Genomic DNA, 25,479 nt, shown 5'->3' with positions numbered 1-25,479 from the left:
GTACTTATAGCTTTTCACTTCAACGTTAAGCTTTATTAGCCTTCATGACCCAATTCGCTCGCTTGCTCCACCTTGTTGACTCGGCCATTCCGACGGGCTCGTTTGCGTATTCGTACGGGCTGGAGAGCAGCATCACGTTTGGCTTGCTCAAGACGCCTTTTGGGTTGCGCAACTACCTGTACTCTTACCTTCAGCAGGTAGCGAGCATGGAGTTGCCGTTTATCAATTCGTGCGGCCAGTTAGCGCCAGCTAACTTAGGCTCCGAACTGCGTGACGTTGTGGAAGCGTATGATGCCATGATGCTCGTGCCGACCTTGCACCGGGCTAGCCTTGTACAGGGCAAAAACTGGCTGAAGCTGCTCGAATCGTTTTACCCAGCTGCCCAACTGCAAGACCTAGGTGCTTGGTTTGCGGCTCAAGAACTACCGCTGCATTTTACCTTGGTGTTTGCGCTGGCGCTAACCCGCGCTGGCTTTGCTGTCGCCGATCTGCAAACGATGTATCTGCACATGGCCTTACGCGACCAGCTCAGCGCGGCCATCCGCTTAGGCTTCGTAGGGCCGATGGCGGGCCACCAATTGCAGCACGACTTCTACACCATTTTCGAGGAGCTATTAACTAACCACGCGCACAAAGAGCACCACGAGGCATGCCGCTCAGCTTTTTTGCTGGATGCCGCGCAGATTCTGCACGAAGACATTTACTCCAAGTTATTCCAGAATTAGCAGACTAGTTGACGAGGTTCTCGCAGAAGCTGCAATGTCCTATCTAGCTCAAATTCAACATCTAAAACTCAACACTCAAAATTTCAAATAGATGGCTTTTGTCGACAAGCTAGCTTTACTCCTGCACGGCCACTCTCACGAGGTGCTAGACTCGCCCGGCGACTACAACGAGCGGGAAACACGCCGCCTCCCTACCTATCGCAATTTCCGTAAGCGCGCCTTTACCATCGGCATTGGTGGCCCAGTAGGCACGGGCAAAACGGCGTTGCTCAAAGCCTTGTGCGAGCGGATGCGCAACGACTACGAGCTAGGTGTTGTGACCAACGACATTTTCACCCGCGAAGACGCCGAATTTCTGATCCGCAACAGCGCCCTAAGTGAGGACCGCATCGTGGGGGTAGAGACGGGAGGCTGCCCACACGCGGCAATTCGCGAAGATATTTCGCTGAATATGGACGCGTTGGAGGGCCTCATGCAGCGGTTCAATTATAGACTCGACTTCCTATTTGTGGAAAGTGGGGGCGACAACCTAGCGGCCCACTTCAGCCGCGAGTTGGTCGACTACTCCATCTACGTCATCGACGTGTCGGGCGGTGATAAGATACCGCGCAAGGGTGGCCCCGGCATTACCCAAGCTGATTTACTCGTTATCAACAAGATAGACTTGGCCGAGATGGTCAACGCAGACCTAGGTGTGATGGAGCGCGACTCGAAAAAGATGCGGGGCGAAGGGCCTTTTGTATTCGCCCGCGCCTTGCACGGCTTCAATCTAGACGTGATTATGGACCACATTAAGGTAGCCAGAGAGCGAGCATTGCAGTCAGTACGCGAAGACAGACGCTAATTACCCCAACTTAGCTGTCCCAAAAAGAGCCATCTAAGAAGCTCCGTAGGTCGTTCCTACGGAGTTTTTTTCGTTTTATAAATACATACCTAGCACTATATTAGGCACTTACCTACTAAGTATCAGGATAGCGGGCCCGAAGTTTGCGGGGCTACAAATTGAAAACGCGAGCGATTTATACGAGCCTACGTTTTTAAAGGTTTTATATTCTACAAGAAAATTACCTTCTATCCTGTTTATGCCAGTAAAAGGGATTTTGTCGCCCCACGCTGAGAAGCAACGCCTGAGTGCGTTGCACCCATATCAAGCTATGATTCAAAGCGGCCAGCAGGTGTACCAAGAAATTGCACACCTTACCGCCAAGATCTTTTTGACGCCAATCGTGCTTCTCTCGCTGGTAGAGGCGAATGATGTAATTCATGCGGGCGCTGTTGGCTTACCAAACCTAGCGGCGTCACTCCCCCGCGCAGAGTGCATCTGCGCCACGGCAGTGTATCAGCCTGGCATCTCCGTTTTTCCTGATCTGCAACTTTTCCCCTGCAATTGGGTGAAGACCGAGTTATTGGCCGAGCGGGGGGTCAGAGCGTATGCCGGTTACCCACTCAAAACGGTGGCAGGCCAGCCCATTGGCATGTTGTGCCTCATCGACCAAACTCCTCGGACCTTTTCGCCAGAAGACCAGCTAGAGCTTCAGCGTATTGCGGCGGTGGCGATGCGAATTCTTGACTTACAACTGGCTTTGCAACACGAGCCAAAGCAAGGACCCGCCGTCTGGAAGGCAATCAACCATCGAATTGCTCTTTCTATCCAGCGCATTGGCACGCTAACGGCGCTGTCGCAGTGGGAAACGTCATCGGATACGCCAGCTGCTCGCTCTTACCGCACTTCTATGCACGAGGAGCGCCTGCTCATCACCCAAGACATCGACCGAGAAATAAGCATTGCTTTTGCTCACCTGGGCAACGGCAACACTCGAAAAGGCCTAGCCTAGAAGTGCCCTACAGTTGGGCCTGCCAGCATATTAATATTTTCTTTTCAGCGGGTTATAGCCAAACAAATCAGGGGCAGCCAGCGCTTGCATCACCTGCTCGATGAGCGGCTGGAGCTCCAGCCGGCTTTTTGCCAAGGCCCGAGCTAGGTACACGCCTTCCTTTACTTTCGACACGGAGACTAGATAGTCTTTGGCAGTCATTTGAAAATGCAGCTCGATGCTTTCAGGCATTTTGAGCGCCATGAGTGCCTGGCTCAGTATGCCAAACCGCGGGTCCGTCGGGTCGCCTACTAGGTACATCGATAGTACTGTTTGATACTGCTCAAAGTTAGCCGGCGACGTGGCAATGTGTTCATCCGGGTTGAACACAAACCGGTCGAGCACGACGAGGCGCCCTGCTCGGCTTACTTTCAACTCTGAGTAAAACGAGTTAAACGCGAACTTCTCCCCGCTATCCATACGCCCTGAGTGGAGCCAATCGGCCACGAGTAGCAACGCGCCGGGAGCTAGGTTCCAGTGTTGCACTTGCCGATAGCGGCTCTTCTCCTGGAGCACGACGGGGTCGGGAAACACGACCGCTAAGCCATTTTCGGCCAACTCCCCTTCTATGATTTGCTCGGCCACAGCGCCATCTACCGACCGGAAGATCTTGGTATTGGCCTGCGTACTCAGCAGGAGCCTGGTATCCGCGTGGCAGTGCACCCGCAGCCAGATCTGGTCACCAGCTACCATGCCGCCGCCATAACTCGAAAGCACCACATGGCAACCCACGGCCGGCGAGCCAGGGTTCAGCAGCTTCAGCGGCTGAATATTCTTGCAGGTAATCAGCGCCGACTTTTCGCGGACGTTGGCAACTTCTATTTCACTCCACTCCGGCGCGGCCTTCGTAGCGGGCCTTTGGTTAGTCATTCGCGTGCTTTAAACCACTGCCTTGCTTTGCAGCACATCGGCTAGCTCGGCTAATGCTCCGATTTCGTAGTTTGGATCGAGTGCCCGACAGGCGGCGGGGTCGCCCATGCCGTAGCTGGCCCAGCATGCATCGATGCCGCAGTTGCGAGCAAATAGCAAATCGGCCTGCGTGTCGCCAATCATTAGAATTTCTTCGAGCGGCACCTCGGGGAAGTGCGGCTGAATGATTTGCTGAAAGATCATGGGGCTAGGTTTCAGCTCTAGCTTTTTGTCGGGAAAGCTCCCGTCGCCAATGAGTAGGGAGAAATAGGACAGCAGCCCAAACCGCTCCAGCGAAGCTTCCAGCACGCGGCTTCCTTTATTGCTGAGCACCACCGGCCTCAGGCCTTGCGCGGCAGCTTGCGCTACTACTTCATGCGCGCCGGGGAAGGGCGCCACCAAGGGCTCGCCCTGTTCGGCGTAGATGCCGCGGTAAAGGGGCACCCACTCCGTTATCTGTTCGAGGGTGGCCGTTGGCTGGAGCACTTGCAGCGTTACGGGCGCCGATAACCCTAGCTCAATGGTGCGTTGCACGTCGGCTTCGGGCGGCGCTGGCAGGTTGTAAGCCAGAAAGAATTGTTGCAAACTATAGCGAATGGCTTGGCGCGAATCGCACAGCGTACCATCGTAATCAAACAGCAAAAGAGAATAAGCCATAAGCGAAGGTAAGGCAGCGGTGGTAATCTGCCGCGGCTTGTTGGCTTTCTCCGCAGGAGCGCTACACGCTAGCTAGCTTTTCGGGCAGGGACTTTCGGGCGAAGAAGATTTCTGAGCTAACCCTTGACGGCCAAGTGCGTACGACTTCCCGGCAGCAGCTTGCCCCGGTAAGCACGGGTAATAATGCAGGCTAGCTTCCAGCCAAGATTAACTTTTTAAGAAACCTTCCTCATGCCACAAACGGTAAGCGAGTTCCTAATCCAGCGGTTGTCAGATTGGGGTATAAAACGAATCTTTGGCTATCCTGGCGACGGAATCAATGGCCTGATGGGAGCCTTGCGCAAGGCCAAGGACAAGGTCGAGTTCATCCAGGTGCGACACGAGGAAATGGCTTCGCTCATGGCTTGCGCTCATTCTAAGTTTACGGGTGAAGTGGGCGTGTGCATGGCCACGTCTGGTCCTGGCGCCATTCACCTGCTCAATGGTCTCTACGACGCCAAGCTTGACCACCAACCCGTAGTGGCCATTGTGGGCCAGAAAGCACGCACGTCGCTTGGCGGTAATGATCAGCAGGAGGTAGATCTGATGTCGCTGTTCAAAGACGTGGCCAGCGAGTACATCCAAATGGCTACCGAACCGAGCCAGGTGCGTCACCTCGTCGATCGGGCCGTGCGCATTGCCCAGGCCGAGCGCACCGTTACGTGCGTTATCGTGCCCAATGATTTGCAGGAGGTTGACTACCAGGAGCCTAAACACGAGCACCAAACCATTCACTCGGGCATCGGCTACCTCACGCCCCGCGTGCTACCCCAGGACACTGATTTGCAGCGCGCCGCCGAAGTGCTGAATGCGGGTAAGAAAGTGGCTATTCTCATTGGAGCGGGCGCAAAAAACGCTGTACCAGAGGTAATACAGGTAGCCGACGTGCTCGGCGCTGGTGTGGCAAAGGCTTACTTAGGTAAAGCTGTGCTAGCTGATGAACTGCCCTTCGTGACGGGCGCTATTGGCTTGTTTGGCACCAATGCGTCGCACGAGATGATGCAGAACTGCGACACACTGCTCATGATTGGCTCGGGCTTCCCGTATGCCGAGTTCCTGCCAAAAGAAGGCCAGGCCCGAGGCGTGCAGATTGACCTCGACGGCCGCATGCTGAGCATTCGCTACCCCATGGAGGTGCCGCTCACCGGCGACAGCGCCGAAACGCTCCGGGCCCTGCTCCCACTGCTTCAGCGTAAGGAAGACCGCTCGTGGCGCGAAAAGATTGAGGAAAATGTAAAAGACTGGTGGCAGTACGTGGGGGAAGCGGCCCACGAAGAGGCGGACCCGCTTAACCCTAGGTTGGTGTTTGAGAAACTCTCGCCTCTACTGCCTGACGATGTTATTATGGCGGCTGACTCGGGGTCTAGCTCCAGCTGGATGGCCCAACACATTCGCATCCGGGAGGGCATGCGGTTTTCGGTGTCGGGCACGCTAGCTACGATGGGTTGCGCGGTGCCATATGCCATTGCTGCCAAATTTGCGCATCCAGATAAGTTAGCTATTGCCTTCGCAGGCGATGGCGCTATGCAGATGAACGGCAACGAGGAGCTAATCACGATTCAGCGCTACTGGCGCACGTGGGCCGACCCGCGCCTAATCGTGTTGGTGCTCAACAACAAGGATCTAAATTTTGTGAGCTGGGAACAGCGCCTGATGCAAGGCGAACCTAAGTTTCACGATTCGCAAGATCTACCCGACTTCAAATATGCCGAGTACGCCGAGTCCTTGGGCCTGATCGGTATCACCATCGACAGCCCCGATCAGGTGGAAGACGCCTGGAAAAAGGCATTGGAAGCCAAACGACCGGTGGTAATAGAGGCCATTACCGACCCCGAAGTGCTGGTGTTCAACGCCAAAGTAGCCATGAAGTATGCGCCGAAGCTAGCCTCCGCCATCATGCACGGCGATACCGGCGCGGCCGAGCACCTAGGCGACACGTTGCGCGCCGCTGTAGGGCTGTAGCGCGAAGCTCCCGCTTCGCGCATCGTTGAACGACTTACACTTGCTGGTCGTTTAACAAAACCTTACTAGGCTGACTAGGTTCTAGAGCCTATCTCCCGATTTATTTAAACCAAGTATATGGAATCTCTGAAAGGCAAAACTGCCTTGGTAACTGGCGCTGGTAAAGGCATTGGCCGGGCCGTAGCGCTGGCTCTGGCAGCAGAAGGTGTCAACGTTGGTCTGCTGGCACGTACCGAAAGCCAACTAACTGAAGTAGCCGACGAAGTGCGCAAGCTCGGTGTGAAAGCCGCTACCACCACGGTCGATGTCGCTGACATGACAGCTGTGAACCAAGCCGTGGAGCAAGTAAAGCAAGAGCTAGGTCCCATTGACATTCTGATCAACAATGCGGGTATCGGCACTTTTGGCAAGTTCCTGGAAATGGAACCAGCCGAATGGGAGAAGATCATTCAGGTGAATTTAATGGGCGTTTACTACACCACGCGCGCCGTATTGCCGGAGATGATTGAGCGTCAAACCGGCGACATCATCAACATCTCTTCTACCGCCGGCCAGCGCGGCGCGGCTGTTACGAGTGCCTACAGCGCCTCGAAGTTTGCCGTGATGGGCCTAACGGAGTCGCTGATGCAGGAGGTACGCAAGCACAACATCCGTGTAAGCGCCCTCACCCCGAGCACGGTAGCAACGGAGCTAGCCATCAGCAACAAGCTCACCGACGGCAACCCCGAAAAGGTGATGCAGCCGGAAGACCTAGCCGAGTTCATCATCGCGCAGCTCAAGCTTAACCGCCGCATCTTTATCAAGGAAGCCGGTATGTGGTCGACAAACCCGTAGTGCCGGACTTCTTCTCAAACCCAGTAAAAAAGCTAGGTCCGTTTCCCATGGGAAACGGACCTAGCTTTTTTAGTTTCTTATCCTTAGTAGTTGCTTACCTGCGTTGTTGGACGCTTCAGCTTCACGTGGGTAGGTGCGTTTCGGTCGCAGTAGATTTTGCCGCGTTGGTAGCGTAGCTCCACCACCTGAATCACACTTCGTTTGGCGGCCGTGCTATTTTCCGGCGCGGGATTGGCTTTGGCGCGACCGGGGTGCGTGAAGTAGTACAAGTAGGCTCGGTCGCCGCTCACGACCACATCGCAGTGACCGCCGATGGCTTGGTCGTCGCGGCCGGTGCCGGGGTTTTCCAGCAGTCGTTCGGTTTGGGGCTGCCACGTTTTGAGGTCGGTGGAGCTGTATACTGCCAAGCCCTTCCACTTGTCGATAATCATCCAGTATTGGGCTTTCCACCAGAATACTTTGGGGCCTTCGCCACGCTCCTTGAGGGCTAGGCCTTTGTCTTGCCAATGGTAGAGGTCGTGGCTGTCGGCGTAGTAAATGGACTTGCCATCCTTCTCGTTGTTGTACCACATCCGCCACATGCCATCGATCATATGGTAAACGCTAGCGTCAATGACCTTGTCATTCGCCAGCGGCAGGGTCGATTCGTAGTGCCAGTTGCGCAGGTCTTTGCTGGTGAGGTGCAGAATTTGCCGTGGGTGGTTCCAGTCGGTGAACACGCCGGGCACGTAGGTCAGGTACATGTGGTACACGCCTTTGTCCTCTATCACATCGGGGGCCCAGTGGGTGTAGCCGGCTTTGGGGCGGTAGTCGATGTTGGCCGTGTCGCGGTACGTCCAGTGGGCGCCGTCGCGCGAGGTTGCAATACCGATGCGCGTGCCGTGCACCCACGTCACGCCTTTGGCGGTACTATCAGTGGCCCGGCGATTGGTGTAAAGCATGAACCACTTTTTCGCCTTTTTATTCCAGATAATAACCGGATCGGCGGCGCCGTCATAAATAGGATCTTGGTAGAGAGGCTTGGGAGCTAGCTTGCCGGTTGGCTTCTTTTGGTTGGTTTTTGTCTGGGCTAACGTACTCAACGAGAATAAAAGGAGTAGCAGATAGGCTAGGGTGAATTTCATGCCTGCAAGTTATAGAGGTTCGCTATCGTATGCTACGGCGGTTACCCTCCAAAAGTAGCTTACGCTATACGCAAGTAGCGCGAAGCTCCGGCTTCGCGCGCTATTGAACGACTCGTGTCTGCTACCATCAGCAACGATTATCGTTCAACGACGCGCGAAGCCGGAGCTTCGCGCTATTTATTATACGTTTTACTGAAGCTTTCTGGTCGGCGCCTTCGTGGGCTTGGGTGGGAGCATTGTGCCAAACGCACCTTTTTGCTCAAACGACTTAATTACCTCATCCTCTACCGGCGTGCGCTTTACCACGGCATTGTTGGCCCAGAACTCGGGGTCGTATTTCACGCTCCGGATTTCGTCGAGGTCCTTAGTGTCGAGCGAGGCACGCTGGTACTCGATGTTGGTGGGCGTTTGGTTGGTGTCGTAGAAGAAGGTAAAGGCCGATACGTTCATCTTCGTGCGAACTTTGCCGGGGCGCTCAATGACGAAGTTCAGGGTTGTCTTGATATGGTCCAGGGGCGAAGCAGCGTCGGTCGTGCTCTGGAAGGACATATCAATCTCCAGCTGCTTGTCCTTGAACTTGAAGGCAGGGTTGTTAGATTTCCCCGAGTAGTTTGGGGTAGTGATACGGAAGCGCTCTACTTTGTAGGTATCCACGTCGATCCAAATAGTGCCTTTGGCATAGTAGTTCTTCACCTCGGGCCGCGTTTCGAAGGTAATTTCGGCGATGCCGCCCTCCCCTTTTTCCAAAATGCCGGATATTTCTAAGTAGTAGTTTTTCACCGTGTTCGGACCTAGCAACGACAGCGACGTGGTGCTGTCCGCGTTGGGGTCGTAGAGGCCATAGGCTTTGGTGTAGAAAGAGAAATCCTTGAAGCTCATGAGCGCCTGCTTCGCCGCGTAGCGCCCTTGCGCGATGGTAGTGCCTTGGATGCGGGCATTGTTCGACTTCACATTCCACACCATTTCTTGGATTTCGGTGGGCTCGTTGTCAATACGCGTTACTTGGCGGTAGAAGGCTTTGCCGTAGAACGCCTGTTTGTAGCTGTTGCGCATCGCCTCATAGGCACGGTCGGCAAGCTGAAAGGCGTAGCTGCCTACTTTCACCTCTGGCAGCGTGATGGAAGCCGAAGCCAGCGCGATTTGCAGCGGCTTATCGCCGCTCGTCACGCGCACCGTGTCCCGCACGTGCGAGATTTCCGACACGATCAGCGTGCGCGGCAAGGAAGGCAGGTTCAGGCTGAATTCGCCGTTTTCATTGCTGGCAGTACCTAGGGTGGTGCCTTTCACGGCAATGCTGACGAACGGCAGCGGCTGCTTGGTGTCTTTGTCCAGCGTCACCCCGCGCACTTGATACTGCGCTTGCGCCGCGTGCCCTAGGCCCATCAGCAGCAGCAAGGTAAAAAAGCTAGCGACGAACCGCTTGCCAAAGAGAGAGAACGGCACGGTTTCCATTCGAACGAGTGAGATATGCAAGGCTAAAAGATTTTGGATGAGAAGTAATCGGGTGCTTTCCTAACGCGTATTGCGGCTGCGAGCATATATAATGGGCGTAAAAGTAGCCCTTGCCTAGGTATTCGGACGCGGGAGGGTGGCACAAAACCGATGGCCACGCGACCAGCCAACGCGCTTGGCGCACTAGAACAATGCCAAATCCATACGCTAGGGAGGCCTGCCGAGTGCGCTGCTTCAGCCGATGCTTTGCGCAGCGAGCTAGCCTCATCGCTTCACCAACACGACCTACTCGCAGTAGATTGTTGGTGTCTGATACAGCTAGAACCGGTCTTCCTTGCGTATCCCCCGCATGAGGAACCTTGAAATCGTTGTTATGCTGATGGCGGTGCTAGCCGGCCTATCGGCAGTGGCGCAACGTTTTAAGTTGCCGTACCCAGTGCTATTGGTGTTTGCGGGGTTGCTCATAGGCATCACCCCGACCCTACCCAATATTTCGCTCAACCCCGACATTGTGTTCTTCGTGTTCTTGCCGCCGCTACTCTACGAAGCGAGCTTCAACATGTCGTGGCACGACTTCAAAGCGTACCGCCAGGAGATTTCGATGCTGGCTATTGGGCTGGTGTTTTTCACTACCATGGCCGTCGCTTGTCTGGCGCACTACTTTATTCCGGGCTTCAGTTGGCCGCTAGCTTTTGTGCTCGGCGCCATCGTGTCGCCACCCGATGCGGTGGCGGCTACCAGCGTGACGCGGGGGTTGAACCTGCCCACGAAAATCACCTCCATCTTGGAGGGCGAAAGCCTAGTAAATGACGCCTCAGCCCTAATTGCGTACCGCTACGCGGTGGCCGCAGTCGTGAGCGGCACCTTTTCGATGTGGGATGCGGGGTGGCACTTCTTGCTAGTTGCGGGCGGTGGCATCGGCGTCGGATTGCTCCTCGGGTATGCCGTTTCGCGCTTGCAGGAGCGTATTTCCGACCCGACTATTTCTACCACTATCACGCTGCTGGTGCCCTTCGTGTCATATTCCGTGGCCGAGCACGTGGAGACGTCGGGGGTGCTGGCAGTGGTGTTTACGGGCCTCGTGGTATCGTGGCGGTCCTACGAAATCTACGACACCAACACGCGCGTGCAGAAGAACAGCTTCTGGGACGTGCTCAGCTTTCTGCTGAACGGCTTCGTGTTTATCCTGATTGGCTTGCAGCTGCCTTTTATCATCAAAGGGTTCAATGAACTGACTTTACCCGTGGTTATTGGCTACGGCTTGCTCATCAGCTTCGTCGCCATTGTCATTCGCATCGTGTGGGTGTTTCCTACTTCCTACTTGCTGCTGCTGTTCAACAAGCTGCTAGGTCGGAAGAAGAAAAAAGCGACACTCGATCTTAAGTCGCTGTTTATCACCTCGTGGGCAGGTATGCGCGGAGTGGTGTCGCTGGCCACGGCCCTGGCGCTGCCTTTTTCCTTGCGTAACGGCCATCCGTTTCCGCACCGCAACGAGATTCTGATGATTACCTTCATCGTTATCCTGATAACGCTGGTACTGCAAAGTCTCACGTTGCCGTGGCTGATTCGCCGCCTCGACGTGCAGGAGCCCGAGGAAAAAGCCGTCACGGAAGAACAGAAAGTAAGGCTCCAAATGGCGGAAAGCTCCCTGGGCTTCCTCGAAGAAGAGCTTGCTCGCGGCGAAAATGAAGGTGCGTTGGAAGAGCTCAAAGCTAGGTTTCAACGCCAAGTTAACCGCCTGAATGGCGTGCTCGCCAGTGACAACGAAGAGGAGGATGACACCAGCGACCAAGCCTTATTTCAGCAATTCTTGCACAAACGCATCGAAGTGGTAGAGCACCAGCGCGCCTTACTTGTGCAACTCCATAAGGAGGGTAAATACAACGAAACCACCATTCGTAAGATGGAAGCAGAGCTAGACGCCCTCGACATCAGCCTGCAAGCTCAACTTAACACTACTTAGCCAGCCCCGTAGAGTAGTCATGTTTTTTAATCGCCGCTTCTTACTTCGGACGCTAGCTCCAGTAGCCGCGCTAAGCGTCGTGGGCACCGTTCTCTTCGACCACTTTTTCATTAAGGTCAACACGTTCCGCCTCCGCAAAAACCCGCAGCCGACCGCAACGCTGAAAATTGTGCAACTCTCCGACTTGCATTTACAGTCGGTGCACATCGGTTTACGTCGCTTGTGTCAGCAGCTCAACCAATTGCAACCCGATTTGCTCGTGTTCACGGGCGATTCGCTCGACAACCCAACCAAGCTCAACCGCCTAGATGAGTTGCTAGGTCTGCTCGATGCGGCCGTGCCCAAAGTCGCCATCATGGGCAACTGGGAATACAAGCGGCACGTGGACGTAGATCAGCTGCGGAGCATTTACGCGCGGCACAACTGCCAGCTCCTGATCAATCAATCTACTTCGTTCGTCTTGCAGAACAAGCGCATGGCCGTGTCTGGCACCGACGACCTCATGCGGGGCACTGCTAATTATACCAAGACGCTCGCCGATTACCGGCCCGCCGACTACCACCTGCTGCTCACCCACTGTCCGCAGTACTACGACGTCATCCGGACCAAGTACACGGGTACGCCGCCCATTGATCTGGTGCTGGCGGGACACACCCACGGAGGACAAATCACGATCTTCGGATTTGCGCCGCTACTTCCGCTTGGCACCGGCCGCTACATCGACGGCTGGTACACCGACCACCAGCCCCCGCTCTACGTGTCGCGGGGTGTTGGCAACAGCACCTTGCCTGTCCGGTTTGGGCCGCGTGCTGAGGTGGCCCTGTTTACAGTAGACGTATGATGCCTCAGTAAGCTTTCACTCCTAGCCTTGCTATATCTCAAAAAGGCTCTTCTCACCAACCGGCGCCCCACTTTACGGGTTGTGGCCGTACGACAAGTTTTCCCCTCCATCACACTGAATAGTACCTTATGAACTTAGCAGGAAATACCGTTCTGATCACCGGTGGCGGCTCCGGCATCGGCTGGGCCATGGCCGAACGCTTTTTGCAAGCCGGCAGTGAGGTTGTCATCTGCGGGCGGCGCGTTGAAAAGCTGCAAGAAGCCCAGCAGCAACACTCGCACTTGCGCACCCACGCCTGCGACCTAGCCGACGAAGCCGACCGAGTCGCCTTGTTTGAATGGGTGAAGCGTGAAGTGCCACAGCTGAATGTGCTTGTCAACAACGCTGGCATTCAACGCCGCCTGCACCTCGCCGACGACGAACACGCCCAGGACTGGAGCGGCCACCGTCAAGAAATTGCCACGAACTTCGACGCGCCCATCCACCTAACGACGCTCTTTATTCCGCTGCTGCGGCAGCAATCCAACCCTGCCATTATTAACGTGTCGTCGGGGCTAGCTTTCGCACCGGCCGCTTTTGCCCCCGTGTATAGCGCCACGAAGGCGGCCCTGCACTCCTTCACGCTGTCGTTGCGACATCAACTGGCCCCAACGGGCATTCAGGTTATCGAGATTGTGCCACCGGCCGTGAATACCGACCTAGGTGGCGCGGGCCTGCACACGTGGGGGGTGCCGCTCAACGAGTTCACTGATTCCGTGATGCAGCGCGTAGCAGATGGTGAACTGGAGATTGGCTACGGCACGTCGGAAACCAGACGCAACGCCTCGCGCGCGGAGTTAGATGCATTTTTCAACCAAATGAATCGACCGTCATAGCTTTCGCCAAGACTTCAAAAATATAGAGCCCGTCATGCTAAGCCCCGCGAAGCATCTTACGTGCAATGGTAATATCCTGATAAGTGGAGTTGCTCTTGCAGACGAGATGCTTCGCGGGGCTCAGCATGACGTTCTATTATAAGGTATAACACCTTTGTTTTTTCTAACCTTTCCCAGCAATTAGGCTATTTTCGCAATTCACACTACCTGAACCTTGCGAACTGCCTTGTCTTTATCTCGCTCCCTCTCCTCTCTGCTGCTGTTGCTCGCTTTGCTGAGCGCCGAGATTAGTCTCGCTCAACAGCCCAGAAAACAAACGTCAACCAAGCAAACGAAGCGCACCGTGGCCCAACAAGGGCGCACGAGCCGAGCAGCGCCGTTAAGCAAAGCGGCTCGTGCCAAAGCGGCGGCCGCGCAGAAAGCCTTGGCCGCGGCACAGGCGCGCAACGCGCCTGTGCCCTTTGCCTCGCAGCTCGCCCGCTCCCGTTGGGTCGATTCGGTGATGCAGACGCTCACTCCGGATCAGCGGGTAGCCCAGCTGTTTATGGTGGCGGCCTACTCAAACCGCAAGCGCATCGACGAAGACTCGGTGTCGACGCTGGTGCAGCAGTACGGCGTGGGCGGCCTGATTTTCTTTCAAGGTGGACCCGTGCGGCAGAGCAAGCTGGTAAACCGCTACCAGAGCCAAGCCAAGGTGCCGCTGCTAGTAGCTATGGATGGCGAATGGGGCGTGGGGATGCGCCTGGATAGCACCACGCGCTTTCCCTATCAGATGAGCATGGGCGGCATCCGTGATAATAAGCTGCTGTATACCATGGGCCAGGAGATTGCGCGGCAGTTCAAGCGCCTCGGCATGCACGTCAATTTTGCGCCGGTGGTCGATGTGAACAACAACGCCAGCAACCCCGTTATCGGCTTCCGCTCGTGGGGTGAAAACCGCGAGAACGTGAACGAGAAAAGCTACCAATACATGAAGGGCATGCAGGACGCGGGCGTGCTGGCCGTAGCCAAGCACTTCCCCGGCCACGGCGACACCGACACCGATTCGCACCTAGCTCTGCCCCTCATTCGTGTCGATCAGCGCCGCATCGATACGCTGGAGCTATTTCCGTTCCGTAGCTTAATGCGCCGTGGCCTAGGTGGGGTCATGATTGCCCACCTCAACATTCCGGCGCTCGACAGCACCGGTATGCCGTCGACGCTTTCCAAACCGATTGTGACGGATTTGCTGAAGCAAAAGCTAGGTTTTCAGGGCATGATTTTTACCGACGCCATGAACATGAAGGGCGTCATTAGCAAGTACCCGCCTGGCGATGCTGACTTGCTCGCCATCCTGGCTGGCAACGATATTCTGGAGTTTTCGCGTAACATTCCGCTGGCACTGCGCATGGTGCGGGAGGCCATTAACCAAGGCCAGATCAGCCAAGAGGAAATCGATGCCCGCTGCCGCAAGGTATTGGCGCTCAAACAGTGGTCGGGACTCGACCACTATAAGCCCATCGACCTACGGAACCTTTACCAGGACCTGAACACGCCGCATGCGAACTACCTCACGCGGCGCCTCTCGGAGCTGAGCGTGACGCTACTGCGCAACCAGCAGAACCTGTTGCCGTTGCAGCGCCTCGATACATTACGCCTCGCCACGCTTACTATTGGTACTAAAGACACCACGTTTTTCCAGCGCATGGCAGCCGACTACGCGCCCGTGCAGCACTTTTGGCTCTCCGCTACGGCTTCGCTCAACGAGCTGACTGCCATGCGCGAAACCCTGAAGCCGTATAACACGGTGCTTATTGGCGTAAACAACCTAGGTAGTCTGCCCGCCACGAACTTCGGCGTGACGCCGGAAGCCAACGTGCTGCTGCACGAGTTGGTTGGGCAGAAGCAAAAGGTGATTGTGAGCGTGTTTGGCAACGCTTACTCGCTGGCCCGCCTCCGCGACCTAGACCGCGCCGATGCTGTGCTGCTCGCCTACCAGGAAAGCCAGAACGCGCAGGAAGTAACCGCCGAAATCATCTTCGGGGGCCTAGGTGCCACCGGCAAGCTGCCGGTAACCGTTAGCAACCGCTTCTCCATTGGGTCGGGCCTGACGACGCAGGGCGGCATGCGCCTCGCTTACAGCTACCCCGAGGCCGCGAACATGAATAACAACCTGGAAGCGCGCATCGATTCCATTGTAAATGGCGCTATTGCAGCCAAAGCGCTGCCCGGTGCCGAGGTGGTCATTGCCCGCAAAGGCACCGTGGTGCTGCGCAAAAGCTACGGCACCCACAGCTTTGCCGACGCACCCTTCCAAGCTGGTAAGCCCAGCCGCCCGGTGCGCAATACCGACATCTACGACCTAGCTTCCCTCACGAAAGTATCGGCGGCGCTGCCTTCGCTGATGAAGCTGCAAGACGAGGGCAAGTTCAACCCCGATATGACGATGGGCCAGATCTTCCCGGAGTTTAAGGACACAAATAAGAACCCCATCAAGCTACGCGACGTGCTGACCCACCAGGCGCGCTTGAAAGCCTGGATTCCGTTCTGGAAAGACTACACGAAGAAGGACGGCACCCTGCGTCGGCGCTTCTTCCGCACCGATTCGTCAGGTCGGTTCCCGCTGCCGGCTACGCGCCAGCTCTGGGCCCGCAAAGATTTCCCAAAGCGCATCCACAAGGCCATTGGCGAGTCGCCGCTAAACGAGAAGCCGGGCTACGTGTATTCCGACCTCTCCTTTATCATGTACCCTGTGTTCGTGCAAGCGGCCTCGGGCAAGCCGCTTGACCAGTTTGCGTACGAGAACTTTTACAAGCCACTCGGGGCCACAACCATTGGCTACACGCCCACGCGCCGCTTCCCGCTGGCCCGCATCGTGCCGACGGAGTACGACTCGCTGTTCCGGCGTCAGCAGCTCTACGGCACCGTGCACGACGAAGGCGCGGCACTGCTCGGCGGCTTGTCGGGTCACGCGGGGCTTTTTGCCAACGCCAACGACCTAGCGAAGCTCGTGCAGATGTACGCCTGGAATGGCCGTTACGGCGGGCAGCAGCTCATCAAAGCCGAAACGCTGGCTGAGTACGAGCGGTGCCAGTTCTGCCCTGACAACCGCCGCGCCCTCGGCTTCGACCGGCCTGCAGCCAACCCAACAGTCAATGCGTCGAAGAACGCCTCGCAGAGTGGCTTTGGTCATACGGGCTACACGGGCACCTATTGGTGGGTGGAGCCCCAGGAAGACTTGGTGGTTGTGTTCCTCTCCAACCGCGTGAATCCGACGCGCCGCAACAATAAAATCTCGCAGCTGAACGTGCGGACCAACATCCTGCAAGTAGCCATCGAAGCGGCGCAAAGCCCCGGCAAAGCGCAAAGCGAATCGACTGCCCCGAAGAGGCAGTAAGCATAGGTTTAGACAACTAAGAAGCCCGAACGACTGCGTCAGCGGCAGTTGTTCGGGCTTCTTAGCTTAGGATGATGTTAGTTGGCCGAACTAGCCGTTTGCTTGAGGAGGGCCTCGGAAGTAGTAGCGATGGTAAGTAGCTTCGAGACCGGGCAGTTCTGCCGGGCATCGGCTACGAGCTCTTCGAACTGTTCCGGCGTCAGATTAGGAACGACGGCTTCTACTTGCAGGTGCGAGCTCACAATGGTGCCGTTTTCGAGCACTACCTCGCACCGCGTGTCGATGGACCTAGGTACCAGCCCAATGGCTTGCATATTGAACGCTAGCTTCATGGAAAAGCACCCGGCGTGTGCGGCCGCTACCAGCTCCTCGGGGTTGGTTCCGATGCCGTCGGCGAAGCGTGTTAAGTAGGAATACTGCGCCTGCCTCAACACCTTACTCGGGGTATTTAGTTGGCCTGTGCCGGCTGTACCAGACCCAATCCAGTGCGCCGTAGCGGAACGCTTCATACTCATCTGATGCAATCAATGTTATACGTACTTCTATAAAGTAGCTAGGCAACGCTTGGCTTGCTGAAGCACAAGCACAGAGCGGATGACTTCCGCGGCTCTGCCCTGTAACTTATTCTGGTTATGAAAAATATCACTTTTTGCGCAGCCTACAAGCTCAACTGCCAGAACGTTCAATGGTTTTATACCAACGTGTTTCTGCTGGCGTTGACCACCTAGCTTGTTCCCGAGCAACCGGTTTTCGTGCTAGGTCTATGGCACAGAGAGGGGTTGTTCAGGGAAAATCTTTATTTTAAGCCTGATCTGTCCCACCCCACCCCTTCCTCACCATGCTAGGTCTGATGATGAATCAGCCGCTGCGCATTGCCGGGCTCCTGGAGCACGCAGCGAAGTGGCACGCCGACACCGAAATAGTCTCCCGCCTGCCCGAAGGGTACATTCACCGCTACACGTACCACGCCGCTCACCAAAGGGCCAAACAGCTCGCCAACGCCTTGCTGGCCCTAGGTGTTACCCCAGGCGACCGGGTCGGGACGCTGGCCTGGAATACCCACCGCCACTTTGAGCTCTACTATGGCGTGTCGGGCATCGGGGCTGTGTGTCATACCATTAACCCGCGCCTGTTTCCGGAGCAGTTGGTGTACATCATCAACCACGCCGCCGACCGGTTCATCTTCTTCGATCTGACGTTTCTGCCGCTGGTAGAGCGCCTGGCGCCCTTATGCCCCGCCGTGGAAGGCTGGGTTCTGCTAACCGACCGCGCCCACATGCCCGCTGGGTCAGCAGTTGATCTGCGCTGCTACGAGGAACTCCTGGCGGTACAAAGCACAGAATTTGAGTGGCCGGTGTTCGACGAAAACACCGCTTCTTCGCTCTGCTACACGTCGGGCACCACCGACGAGCCCAAAGGCGTGCTCTACTCCCACCGCTCCACGCTGCTGCACAGCTACGCCGCCTCCCTGCCCGACTGCTTCAACTGCTCGTCGCGCGATGTGGTGCTGCCTGTGGTGCCCATGTTCCACGTCAATGCCTGGGGCATTCCGTACATGACGCCGCTCAACGGCTGCAAACTTATCATGCCCGGGCCGGGGCTCGATGCCGCTAGCTTGTATGAATTATTTGAGCAAGAAGGCGTCACGTTCACGGCCGGTGTGCCTACCATCTGGTTTGGGTTGCTCACCTTCATGCGGGAGAAAAAGCTCCAGTTTACTACCCTGAAGCGCATGATTGTGGGTGGCGCCTCGTGCCCGCCCGCCTTGCTAAAGGCTTTCGACCAAGAGCTAGGTATCGAAATTCGCCACGCCTGGGGCATGACCGAAACAAGCCCACTCGGCACCGTAAGCACCTTGAAGTCCAAGAACCTACAACTCTCCGAAGACGAACAGTTCGCTCTCAAGACCAAACAGGGCCGCTTGATCTTCGGCGTCGATATGAAGATTGTGGACGACGAAGGCCAAGAACTGCCGCACGACGGTGTGGCGTTCGGTGACCTGCTCGTGCGTGGCCCTTTTATCGTGGGCGACTACTTCGGCACGGCGCACCCCGGCGAGCTAACAAAGACCGGCTGGTTCCGCACCGGCGACGTAGCCACCATCGACCCCGACGGCTTCATGCAAATCACCGACCGCTCGAAGGACGTCATCAAATCGGGCGGCGAGTGGATCAGCTCCATCGACCTGGAGAACCTAGCCGTAGCGCACCCCGCCGTAGCGGAAGCAGCAGTTATCGGGGTACCCCACCCCAAGTGGAGCGAGCGGCCCTTGCTCATCGTAGTGCGCAAACCCGGCGCCGACATAAGCCAGGAAGAGCTGCTGCACTTCTTCGAAGGCAAAGTAGCGCACTGGTGGAAACCCGACGCCGTAGCATTTGTGGATCAACTACCCCACACCGCCACCGGCAAGCTCCTCAAAACCAAGCTCCGACAGGATTTTGCGGGGTATGCGTTTGAAGGAGCTAGGTAGAAGTTAGGGCTAGGTCTAAGCTCCCCTCCTTTTTTAAGGAGGGGGTTGGGGGTGGTCCAACTAGAATTAGAAAACTAGAACTAGTATCGTTCAATGCTCTTAACCACCCCCAATCCCTTCCTTAGAAAAGGAGGGGAGCTTCCTAGCTCTAACTTCTAGCTCGTCTAAATTCACACCTTTATAATAATTCGCCGGCGGTAGAGCCACGCCAGCAGCACGGTCCAGAGCAATAGGTAGGCTAGGTCCCAGGCTAGCGATGCAAGGCGTAAATCAGTGAAGTGCGACACAACGTAGTGGTTGTACAACCAGTCGCGGAAGTACACTTTCTCCCCGGAAGCATCGTGCATCTTGAGGCGCGAAATCACCCGGTCGACGGCTTCGGAGAGAAAGAATACGGCAAAGGCATTGACGCCGTAGATCAGGAAGAAGGTGGTCCAAGCGCCGCGAAAGCCTTGCACGTCGCAGAGCCAATAGAGTATAGCTAGCACCAGCGTAAGAATACCGCCCGAGTAAAGCACGTAAGAGCTAGTCCACAGGTTTTTATTGATGGGAAACCACCCATTCCAGATCAACCCTAGCACGATAGCCAAGCTACCCGCCACGAACAGCCACACGACTTTGTTGGTCGGGCTCACGCCAGGTCGGCGCAGCCATTGACCGGCTAGTACCCCGAGCAGCCCCGTTCCAATAGCGGGCAAGGTGCTCAGCAGGCCTTCCGCATCCCAGCCCTGCTGATCGAGCATGAGGTGGGCCCGCCGAAATACCAACCGGTCGAGCCAGGCACCTAGGTTTGTTTCGGGGTCGAGGTTAGCTGGCCCGATGCCCGGCACCGGCACGAGTTGCATCAGTAGGTTGTAGCCAATCAGCAGCCCCACTAGTGTCCAGAATTGCGTGCGCCAGTTTGTTTTCAGAAATAGGATACTGCACACCAAAAAGACCAGTGCAATGCGCTGCAACACGCCCGGAATCCGGAAGCTGGTGAAGTAGAAGTGCGGCAACAGGGCGATAAGCATGCCCAGCACCAGCAAAATAGCTGCCCGCCGGGCGACTCGCCCTAGCGCCCGTCCGTGTCGGGCTGGGTCCGGCCGGGTAGAGGCCAGCGCGTACACCAGCGATACTCCTACTATAAACAGAAAGCCCGGAAACACCAAGTCGCTGGGCCGGCAGCCGTTCCAGGGGGCGTGCGTGATCGGCTCGTAGTAATAGTGCCAGTCGCCGGGGAAGTTGACGAGCAGCATCAGTACCACGGTCAGTCCTCGAAATACATCCAAGGATAGCAGCCGCGCGGGCCCCGAAGCTTCGGCGAGCGGTGTGGCGCCCGTAGTTGCTTGGGCAGCTTGGGTAGTAGTAGGCATAGATACGTGTGATAGTATAAATCGAGCGAGCGGCAAGACAGTACCCGCCTCGCCGCTGCTTGCTAGAACCTAGCTATTGATAAGAGCTCTTCCTATTGTGCGCGAAAACCTTGGGCCATAAACCCTGTGTAGCGCAGAAATCCCTTTCCCGCTAGGCGTTACTTCGTCAAACCTTGATAATGATGCGCTTCTGATACATCACCCACAAGATGCCAAGCCAAACTAAGACGCACACAATAGCGCCGGCGAGCGAGGCATTGATCGGGCTGAAGTACGGGACAAAAAGCGTGTCGTAGAGCCAGGTGCGTAGCCCCGTTGGTGCACCATCTGCGCCCGGCACCTTGATCATGTTGAGCAGCCGCGGCACCAAACCCGATAGGAAGAACACGGTAATGGCGTTCACTCCGAACACCAAGAACGGCTTGATCCAACCCCGGAAGCCTTGCACGTCGCAGAGCCAGTAGAGGATGGCCAGTGCCGCGGCAGCTAACCCACCCGTGTAGAGCACGAAAGAGCTAGTCCACAGTGCTTTGTTAACAGGAAACCAGCCATTCCAGATCATACCGAGCACGACCGCGCCGCCACCTACCACGCACAGCCACGCCACTCGGGTAGCCGCATCGAGGTCGGAGCGACGTAGCCACTGGGCCGTGAGCATACCGGCCAGGCCGGTACCCACAGCAGGTAATGTACTTAGCAAACCTTCTGGGTCCCAGGTGCGGCTGCTTTTCCAGAGGTGCGCCTCGCCCAAGATGAGGCGGTCGAACCAGGCACCTAGGTTTGTTTCCGGATTGAGGTTAGCGGGTCCAAAGCCCGGTACTGGCACGAGCTGCATCAGCACGTTATAAACAACGAGAATGCTGAGCAGCAGCCACGCCTGTGTGCGCCAGTTCGTTTTCAGGAAGAGAATGCCGCAGATCAAAAACACAACGGCAATGCGCGCTAGCACGCCAGGCAGGCGCACAGTGCTGAAGTCGAAGCTGGGGAACAGCGCCCCGAACAACCCTAGCCCGTAGAGCACCGCTGCCCGCCGCACGATGCGCATCACCACTTGGCTTTGCCCCTGCGCGGCCTGCTTGGCCGAGCTGAGCGCGTACACCAACGACACCCCCACGATGAACAAAAAGAAAGGAAAGATAAGGTCGGTAGGCGTGCAGCCGTTCCACTTGGCGTGCTCCAGCGGCGCATAGATGTGGCCCCAGTCGCCGGGGTTATTCACCAGGATCATGGCCATCACGGTGATGCCGCGAAACACGTCGAGCGACACGAGACGGCCGGGCTGCGAGGCCTCCACCAGGGGTACGCTAGCGGTAGTCTGCACGGCGGCTTGAGTAGTAGCTTGCATAAGGAGCGCGAAGAAAAGTCTGCCTTGGCGGCCACCCTTAGCCACCACTTCGCTAAGCTAGCTTTTTAGCGCGGAAGCCGTTCAGCAAAAAATGCTACTTGCAGCAAAAATGTACTCGGCCAAACCCCAACTATGCTTAGTACACATTATCAATTTATTATGATAAAATTTACGTTCGCTTGCGATTATCCCAAGGATGGTAAGCAGCAAAAGTATCATAGCGAATCGCTTATATAGTTGACTAACCTAGGGCAGCTTTTTAGATTGGGTCTTTAACTGTTGACTTTGAGGCTCAAAACAGCCTTGTTCAGCTTCTCTGTCTCACTGCGCTCTATGTCTACTCGCTGCCGTTGTTCATTTTTCTATCAATAGCAGCACCGTTTTCGGCCGGAATTCTTCGATCTATATCGTGATTCCGGCCGTTTCTTTTCAATTCTTTTCCTTCATTCTTACCAATTTCCAATGAAAAAACTTTTATGGTTTTTCATGGCGCTGAGCGTGTTACTGTGGTCCAACCACAGTTTTGCTCAGACCACGCGCACCATTACAGGTGTGGTCACTGGCGCTACCGACCGCACGCTACTTCCGGGCGTGAACGTGGTGGTAAAAGGCACCACCAACGGCACCCAGACCAACGGCGAAGGACGCTACACCCTTCCCAATGTTCCGGCCGGCAGCACTCTGGTTATCAGCTTCATCGGGTACACGGCTGTAGAGCGTAAGGCTGATAGCAACACCATCGACGTGAGCCTGAACACCGACACCAAGAGCCTGGACGAGGTAGTGGTAACCGGTTATGGCGTGGCCCAGGACAAACGAGACCTAGTGTCAAGCGTCCAGACCGTGCAATCCAAGGACATCATTGACTCGCGGCAGCCCAACGTGGTGAACGCGCTCCAGGGCAAAGTGGCAGGCGTAAACATCACTAGCTCAGGCGGTGGCGCCGGCGAAGGAGCCTCTATCGTTATCCGGGGCGGCACTTCGCTCGACGGCAACAACCAGCCGCTGTTCGTGATTGACGGGATGATCATGGACAACTCCTCGTTTCAGGAAAGCACCGCGCCCGGCGGCGGCTCGGCCTTCAATGGCCTCCTAGGCCGGTCGGTGGGCTCGGCCAACCGCGCCGGTGATATAAACCCCGAAGACATTGCCAGCATCACAGTATTGAAAGGCCCCGCTGCTGCGGCTATTTACGGCCTGAATGCCGCCAACGGCGCCGTGGTGATTACCACTAAGAAAGGCAAGGCGGGCACGACTACCCTAAACTACCGTACGCAGTTTTCGGTGGATGAAGTAAACCGGTTTCCCAAGTTGCAGGATCAGTATCAGCAGGGCTCCGGAGGCGTTTTCGACGGCACCACGCGCAATTCGTGGGGTCCGCGCTTTGCACCCGGCCAAACCGTGTACAACAACCTAGAGGACTTTTTTCAGAAAGGCTACTCGTACCAGAATTTCCTGAACATGTCGGGCGGCTCGGAGAAGGCCACGTTCGCGCTGTCGGCTTCCAACCTGAAGCAAACCGGCGTAACGCCGCAGAGCAAGTATGACAAGACCACCGTGCGGGTATCGGGCACGGCCCAGATTTCGCCTAAGTTCAGCGTAACGGGCTCCGCGCAATACCTCAATTCGGGCGCTGAGCGGCCGCTGCAAGGCCCCGGCCTATTTGGCTCGTCGGGTGGCTTTCTGCTGAGCTTGCTCAACTGGCCCCGCAACGATGACGCCCGCAACTACCTAAACCCCGATGGCTCGCGTCGCCGCCTGCTGGCGCTCGGCAACGGCACCGACAACGACGCAGACAACCCCTACTGGTCGGTGCAGAAAAACCCGCAAACCGACCGCACCAACCGCTTTATCGGCAATGCCCAGCTGAGCTTCACGCCTTTCAAATGGGTAACGCTAAGCCACAACATTGGCACTGACTTTTACACAGCACGCACACAGTCGGTACGGGCTGTGGGCACCTCGCAGGTGGGCAACCAGAACGGCGGCATCGCCCAAACGGTTGACCAGACCCGCCAGCTGACGGCCACCACCCTCGCGAATTTCAACCACCAGTTCAGCCAAAACCTGCGGGGCACGTTGCTGCTCGGCAACACCATCGAGCAGAACCGCGTGGACGCCGTGGACTACCTAGGTCTGATTTTTCAGAACCCCAACTTTATCGGCATCAACAATACCGTTAACCGCGGGGCGCTGGAGCGCAATTCTATCCGCCGGCTGATTGGCTCCTTTGCGCGCCTGAACATGGCCGTATTCGATCAGCTGCTGCTGGAAGCGCAGATTCGCTACGACAAATCCTCCACCCTGCCGCGCCCCAACGAAGGCAAGATCTTCGGCAAGGGCTTCGCCTATGGCTCGGTGGGCCTCGGGTATGAGTTCACCAAGATCCTAGGCCTGGAGCAAAACCAGTATCTGAACTACGGCAAAATCCGGGCGTCGGTAGCTGAAGTGGGCCGCGATACGGGCCCGTACCGCGTGCAGTCGCCGCTCACCACGAACACGTACATCGGCGGTGGCTTCCGCAACGACTTTTTCGGCTCTAACCCCATTCTCAAGCCGGAGCGCACCCGCTCTTACGAGGGTGGCGTGAACTTACAGTTCTTCAAAAACCGCCTCAGTCTCGACTTCAACTACTACTACACCCGCACCCGCGACCAGCTAATTGCGCCGCGCGTGAGCCAGGCCACCGGCTTCATCTTGCAGTACATCAACGGAGGTGTCGTAACGAACGAAGGTCAGGAAATTGCGCTATCGGGTACGCCCATGAAGACGCACAGCGGCTTCACCTGGGACGTGCTGGCCAACTTCTATCATAACACTAACCGAGTTGAGTCGCTGCCTTTCCCCTTGACGGTAGTGTACCAGTCGGATGCGTTCGTTACGGACGTGCACGAAGGGGGTGCCTTCCCCGGTCGCTCTATTTCGGGTATTGCCGCTACCGATTTTGTGCGCGTGACGGATACGAGCAGCCCTGAGTTTGGTAAAATCCTGATTGGTGCCAGCGGCTATCCATCGGTGAATACCAACTTCATATACGCCGGCAATCGGGCGCCGAAGTATACATTACAGCTCACCAACACCTTCACCTATAAAGGTTTGTCGCTGACGTCGCTCATGGACTTCCGCAAAGGTGGTGTAGTGGTGAACGGCAACGACTTGTACCAGACGACCACGGGTACGTCTAAGCGGACATTAGACCGCTACAAGCAAACCGTGTTCGACGGAGTAGTGGCGCAGAAGAATGCTGACGGCACTACCAGCTACGTGCAAAACACACGGCCTGTAGAGTTGACTCAGTCTTATTTCGTCTCGACCCTAGGTCGGGTTGGTACCGCCTTCATCGAAGACGGCTCGTGGGCTCGCCTGCGCTACGTGACGCTGAGCTACGCGCTGCCCGCTTCTCTACTAGCTAATCGCACCTTTATTAAAGGAGTAGAGCTGAGCGTAACGGGTCGTAACCTCGTGCTGCTGACCAAATACACTGGCACCGACCCCGAAACGGCCACGGCTGGCGCTGGTGTGCGTGGCGGTGGCTCGGGTGGCCTCGACTACGGCAACATCCCCGCTACCCGCGGGGTGGACATGGGCCTGCGGGTCAATTTCTAAACCATACAGGTAAATGGCGAAAGGCTGAATGGCTTATTTCAACCATTTAAGCACAAGCATTTACCACTCAAT

The 25,479-nt window shown here is 56.5% G+C and carries 18 protein-coding genes; 11 read left to right on the top strand and 7 right to left on the bottom strand.

Annotated elements, in window-relative coordinates:
- Positions 1–44: 44 nt before the first annotated feature.
- The 3 genes from SD425_RS06735 (at position 45) to SD425_RS06725 (ending at position 2,560) form a co-directional block, all read left to right on the top strand.
- Positions 45–725: an urease accessory protein UreF gene (locus SD425_RS06735; RefSeq protein ID WP_324676732.1), complete on the top strand. Its 681-nt coding sequence runs from the start codon at positions 45–47 to the stop codon at positions 723–725.
- 91 nt (positions 726–816) lie between these two features.
- Positions 817–1,569 carry an urease accessory protein UreG gene (ureG, locus tag SD425_RS06730; protein WP_324676731.1) on the top strand — a complete coding sequence of 251 codons (753 nt, stop codon included), beginning with the start codon at positions 817–819 and terminating at the stop codon, positions 1,567–1,569.
- Positions 1,570–1,807: 238 nt separating this feature from the next.
- Positions 1,808–2,560 carry a GAF domain-containing protein gene (locus SD425_RS06725; protein ID WP_324676729.1) on the top strand — a complete coding sequence of 251 codons (753 nt, stop codon included), beginning with the start codon at positions 1,808–1,810 and terminating at the stop codon, positions 2,558–2,560.
- Between the two features lie 30 nt (positions 2,561–2,590).
- On the opposite strand, the gene SD425_RS06720 is transcribed toward SD425_RS06725, so the two are convergent.
- Together SD425_RS06720 and SD425_RS06715 are read right to left on the bottom strand one after the other, a co-directional pair.
- Entirely contained in the window at positions 2,591–3,469 is an 879-nt protein-coding gene (locus SD425_RS06720; RefSeq protein WP_324676727.1) for an urease accessory protein UreD, read from the bottom strand.
- A 9-nt stretch (positions 3,470–3,478) separates the two neighbouring features.
- A complete protein-coding gene (locus SD425_RS06715) occupies positions 3,479–4,165 on the bottom strand; it encodes an HAD family hydrolase (protein WP_324676725.1) in 687 nt (228 codons plus the stop codon).
- 231 nt (positions 4,166–4,396) lie between these two features.
- On the opposite strand from SD425_RS06715, the gene SD425_RS06710 reads away from it, so the two are divergent.
- Together SD425_RS06710 and SD425_RS06705 are read left to right on the top strand one after the other, a co-directional pair.
- Complete coding sequence (locus SD425_RS06710; protein ID WP_324676722.1) at positions 4,397–6,166, top strand: thiamine pyrophosphate-requiring protein; 1,770 nt, start codon at positions 4,397–4,399, stop codon at positions 6,164–6,166.
- A gap of 117 nt (positions 6,167–6,283) precedes the next feature.
- Positions 6,284–7,000 carry a 3-ketoacyl-ACP reductase gene (locus tag SD425_RS06705; RefSeq protein WP_324676720.1) on the top strand — a complete coding sequence of 239 codons (717 nt, stop codon included), beginning with the start codon at positions 6,284–6,286 and terminating at the stop codon, positions 6,998–7,000.
- An 83-nt stretch (positions 7,001–7,083) separates the two neighbouring features.
- Here SD425_RS06705 and SD425_RS06700 read toward each other — a convergent pair whose 3' ends face one another.
- Positions 7,084–8,124, bottom strand: coding sequence for a hypothetical protein (locus SD425_RS06700; RefSeq protein ID WP_324676718.1), 1,041 nt, complete (start codon positions 8,122–8,124; stop codon positions 7,084–7,086).
- A gap of 189 nt (positions 8,125–8,313) precedes the next feature.
- On the bottom strand, positions 8,314–9,576 hold the full coding sequence (locus SD425_RS06695) for a carboxypeptidase-like regulatory domain-containing protein (RefSeq protein WP_324676716.1): 1,263 nt from the start codon (positions 9,574–9,576) through the stop codon (positions 8,314–8,316).
- A gap of 349 nt (positions 9,577–9,925) precedes the next feature.
- On the opposite strand from SD425_RS06695, the gene SD425_RS06690 reads away from it, so the two are divergent.
- From SD425_RS06690 to SD425_RS06675, 4 genes are all read left to right on the top strand, one after another.
- Positions 9,926–11,539, top strand: coding sequence for a Na+/H+ antiporter (locus SD425_RS06690; RefSeq protein ID WP_324676714.1), 1,614 nt, complete (start codon positions 9,926–9,928; stop codon positions 11,537–11,539).
- Positions 11,540–11,558: 19 nt separating this feature from the next.
- Positions 11,559–12,380, top strand: coding sequence for a metallophosphoesterase (locus SD425_RS06685; RefSeq protein ID WP_324676712.1), 822 nt, complete (start codon positions 11,559–11,561; stop codon positions 12,378–12,380).
- A 128-nt stretch (positions 12,381–12,508) separates the two neighbouring features.
- The gene (locus SD425_RS06680; RefSeq protein ID WP_324676710.1) at positions 12,509–13,255 is read left to right on the top strand and encodes an SDR family oxidoreductase; all 747 of its coding nucleotides are present in this window, start codon (positions 12,509–12,511) and stop codon (positions 13,253–13,255) included.
- A gap of 226 nt (positions 13,256–13,481) precedes the next feature.
- Positions 13,482–16,631, top strand: coding sequence for a glycoside hydrolase family 3 N-terminal domain-containing protein (locus SD425_RS06675; RefSeq protein ID WP_324676708.1), 3,150 nt, complete (start codon positions 13,482–13,484; stop codon positions 16,629–16,631).
- A gap of 77 nt (positions 16,632–16,708) precedes the next feature.
- Here SD425_RS06675 and SD425_RS06670 read toward each other — a convergent pair whose 3' ends face one another.
- Positions 16,709–17,140 (bottom strand): OsmC family peroxiredoxin, encoded by a 432-nt coding sequence (locus SD425_RS06670; protein WP_416381025.1) that lies wholly within the window; start codon positions 17,138–17,140, stop codon positions 16,709–16,711.
- A gap of 329 nt (positions 17,141–17,469) precedes the next feature.
- Between SD425_RS06670 and SD425_RS06665 the strand changes: the two genes are divergently transcribed.
- Positions 17,470–19,101, top strand: coding sequence for a 3-(methylthio)propionyl-CoA ligase (locus tag SD425_RS06665; RefSeq protein ID WP_324676704.1), 1,632 nt, complete (start codon positions 17,470–17,472; stop codon positions 19,099–19,101).
- 170 nt (positions 19,102–19,271) lie between these two features.
- Here the strand turns inward: SD425_RS06665 and SD425_RS06660 are convergent, their stop codons facing one another.
- Together SD425_RS06660 and SD425_RS06655 are read right to left on the bottom strand one after the other, a co-directional pair.
- A complete protein-coding gene (locus SD425_RS06660) occupies positions 19,272–20,456 on the bottom strand; it encodes an acyltransferase family protein (protein WP_324676702.1) in 1,185 nt (394 codons plus the stop codon).
- Between the two features lie 166 nt (positions 20,457–20,622).
- Complete coding sequence (locus tag SD425_RS06655) at positions 20,623–21,801, bottom strand: acyltransferase family protein (protein ID WP_324676701.1); 1,179 nt, start codon at positions 21,799–21,801, stop codon at positions 20,623–20,625.
- A gap of 462 nt (positions 21,802–22,263) precedes the next feature.
- Here SD425_RS06655 and SD425_RS06650 point away from each other — a divergent pair, with 462 nt between their 5' ends.
- The gene (locus SD425_RS06650) at positions 22,264–25,407 is read left to right on the top strand and encodes a SusC/RagA family TonB-linked outer membrane protein (RefSeq protein WP_324676700.1); all 3,144 of its coding nucleotides are present in this window, start codon (positions 22,264–22,266) and stop codon (positions 25,405–25,407) included.
- Positions 25,408–25,479: the final 72 nt, after the last annotated feature.

This window comes from Hymenobacter sp. GOD-10R, from assembly GCF_035609205.1.
GTDB lineage: Bacteria > Bacteroidota > Bacteroidia > Cytophagales > Hymenobacteraceae > Hymenobacter.
This window is presented reverse-complemented; position numbering and strand designations above follow the sequence as displayed.

Excerpts from the sequence above, each read along its gene's own strand:
- SD425_RS06660 (WP_324676702.1), bottom strand. The coding sequence starts at position 20,456 with ATGCCTACTACTACCCAAGCTGCCCAAGCAACTACGGGCGCCACACCG.
- SD425_RS06720 (WP_324676727.1), bottom strand. The coding sequence starts at position 3,469 with ATGACTAACCAAAGGCCCGCTACGAAGGCCGCGCCGGAGTGGAGTGAA.
- ureG (WP_324676731.1), top strand. The coding sequence starts at position 817 with ATGGCTTTTGTCGACAAGCTAGCTTTACTCCTGCACGGCCACTCTCAC.
- SD425_RS06735 (WP_324676732.1), top strand. The coding sequence starts at position 45 with ATGACCCAATTCGCTCGCTTGCTCCACCTTGTTGACTCGGCCATTCCG.
- SD425_RS06705 (WP_324676720.1), top strand. The coding sequence starts at position 6,284 with ATGGAATCTCTGAAAGGCAAAACTGCCTTGGTAACTGGCGCTGGTAAA.
- SD425_RS06690 (WP_324676714.1), top strand. The coding sequence starts at position 9,926 with ATGAGGAACCTTGAAATCGTTGTTATGCTGATGGCGGTGCTAGCCGGC.
- SD425_RS06725 (WP_324676729.1), top strand. The coding sequence starts at position 1,808 with ATGCCAGTAAAAGGGATTTTGTCGCCCCACGCTGAGAAGCAACGCCTG.
- SD425_RS06715 (WP_324676725.1), bottom strand. The coding sequence starts at position 4,165 with ATGGCTTATTCTCTTTTGCTGTTTGATTACGATGGTACGCTGTGCGAT.
- SD425_RS06670 (WP_416381025.1), bottom strand. The coding sequence starts at position 17,140 with ATGAAGCGTTCCGCTACGGCGCACTGGATTGGGTCTGGTACAGCCGGC.
- SD425_RS06650 (WP_324676700.1), top strand. The coding sequence starts at position 22,264 with ATGAAAAAACTTTTATGGTTTTTCATGGCGCTGAGCGTGTTACTGTGG.
- SD425_RS06665 (WP_324676704.1), top strand. The coding sequence starts at position 17,470 with ATGCTAGGTCTGATGATGAATCAGCCGCTGCGCATTGCCGGGCTCCTG.
- SD425_RS06695 (WP_324676716.1), bottom strand. The coding sequence starts at position 9,576 with ATGGAAACCGTGCCGTTCTCTCTCTTTGGCAAGCGGTTCGTCGCTAGC.
- SD425_RS06710 (WP_324676722.1), top strand. The coding sequence starts at position 4,397 with ATGCCACAAACGGTAAGCGAGTTCCTAATCCAGCGGTTGTCAGATTGG.
- SD425_RS06655 (WP_324676701.1), bottom strand. The coding sequence starts at position 21,801 with ATGCAAGCTACTACTCAAGCCGCCGTGCAGACTACCGCTAGCGTACCC.
- SD425_RS06680 (WP_324676710.1), top strand. The coding sequence starts at position 12,509 with ATGAACTTAGCAGGAAATACCGTTCTGATCACCGGTGGCGGCTCCGGC.
- SD425_RS06700 (WP_324676718.1), bottom strand. The coding sequence starts at position 8,124 with ATGAAATTCACCCTAGCCTATCTGCTACTCCTTTTATTCTCGTTGAGT.
- SD425_RS06685 (WP_324676712.1), top strand. The coding sequence starts at position 11,559 with ATGTTTTTTAATCGCCGCTTCTTACTTCGGACGCTAGCTCCAGTAGCC.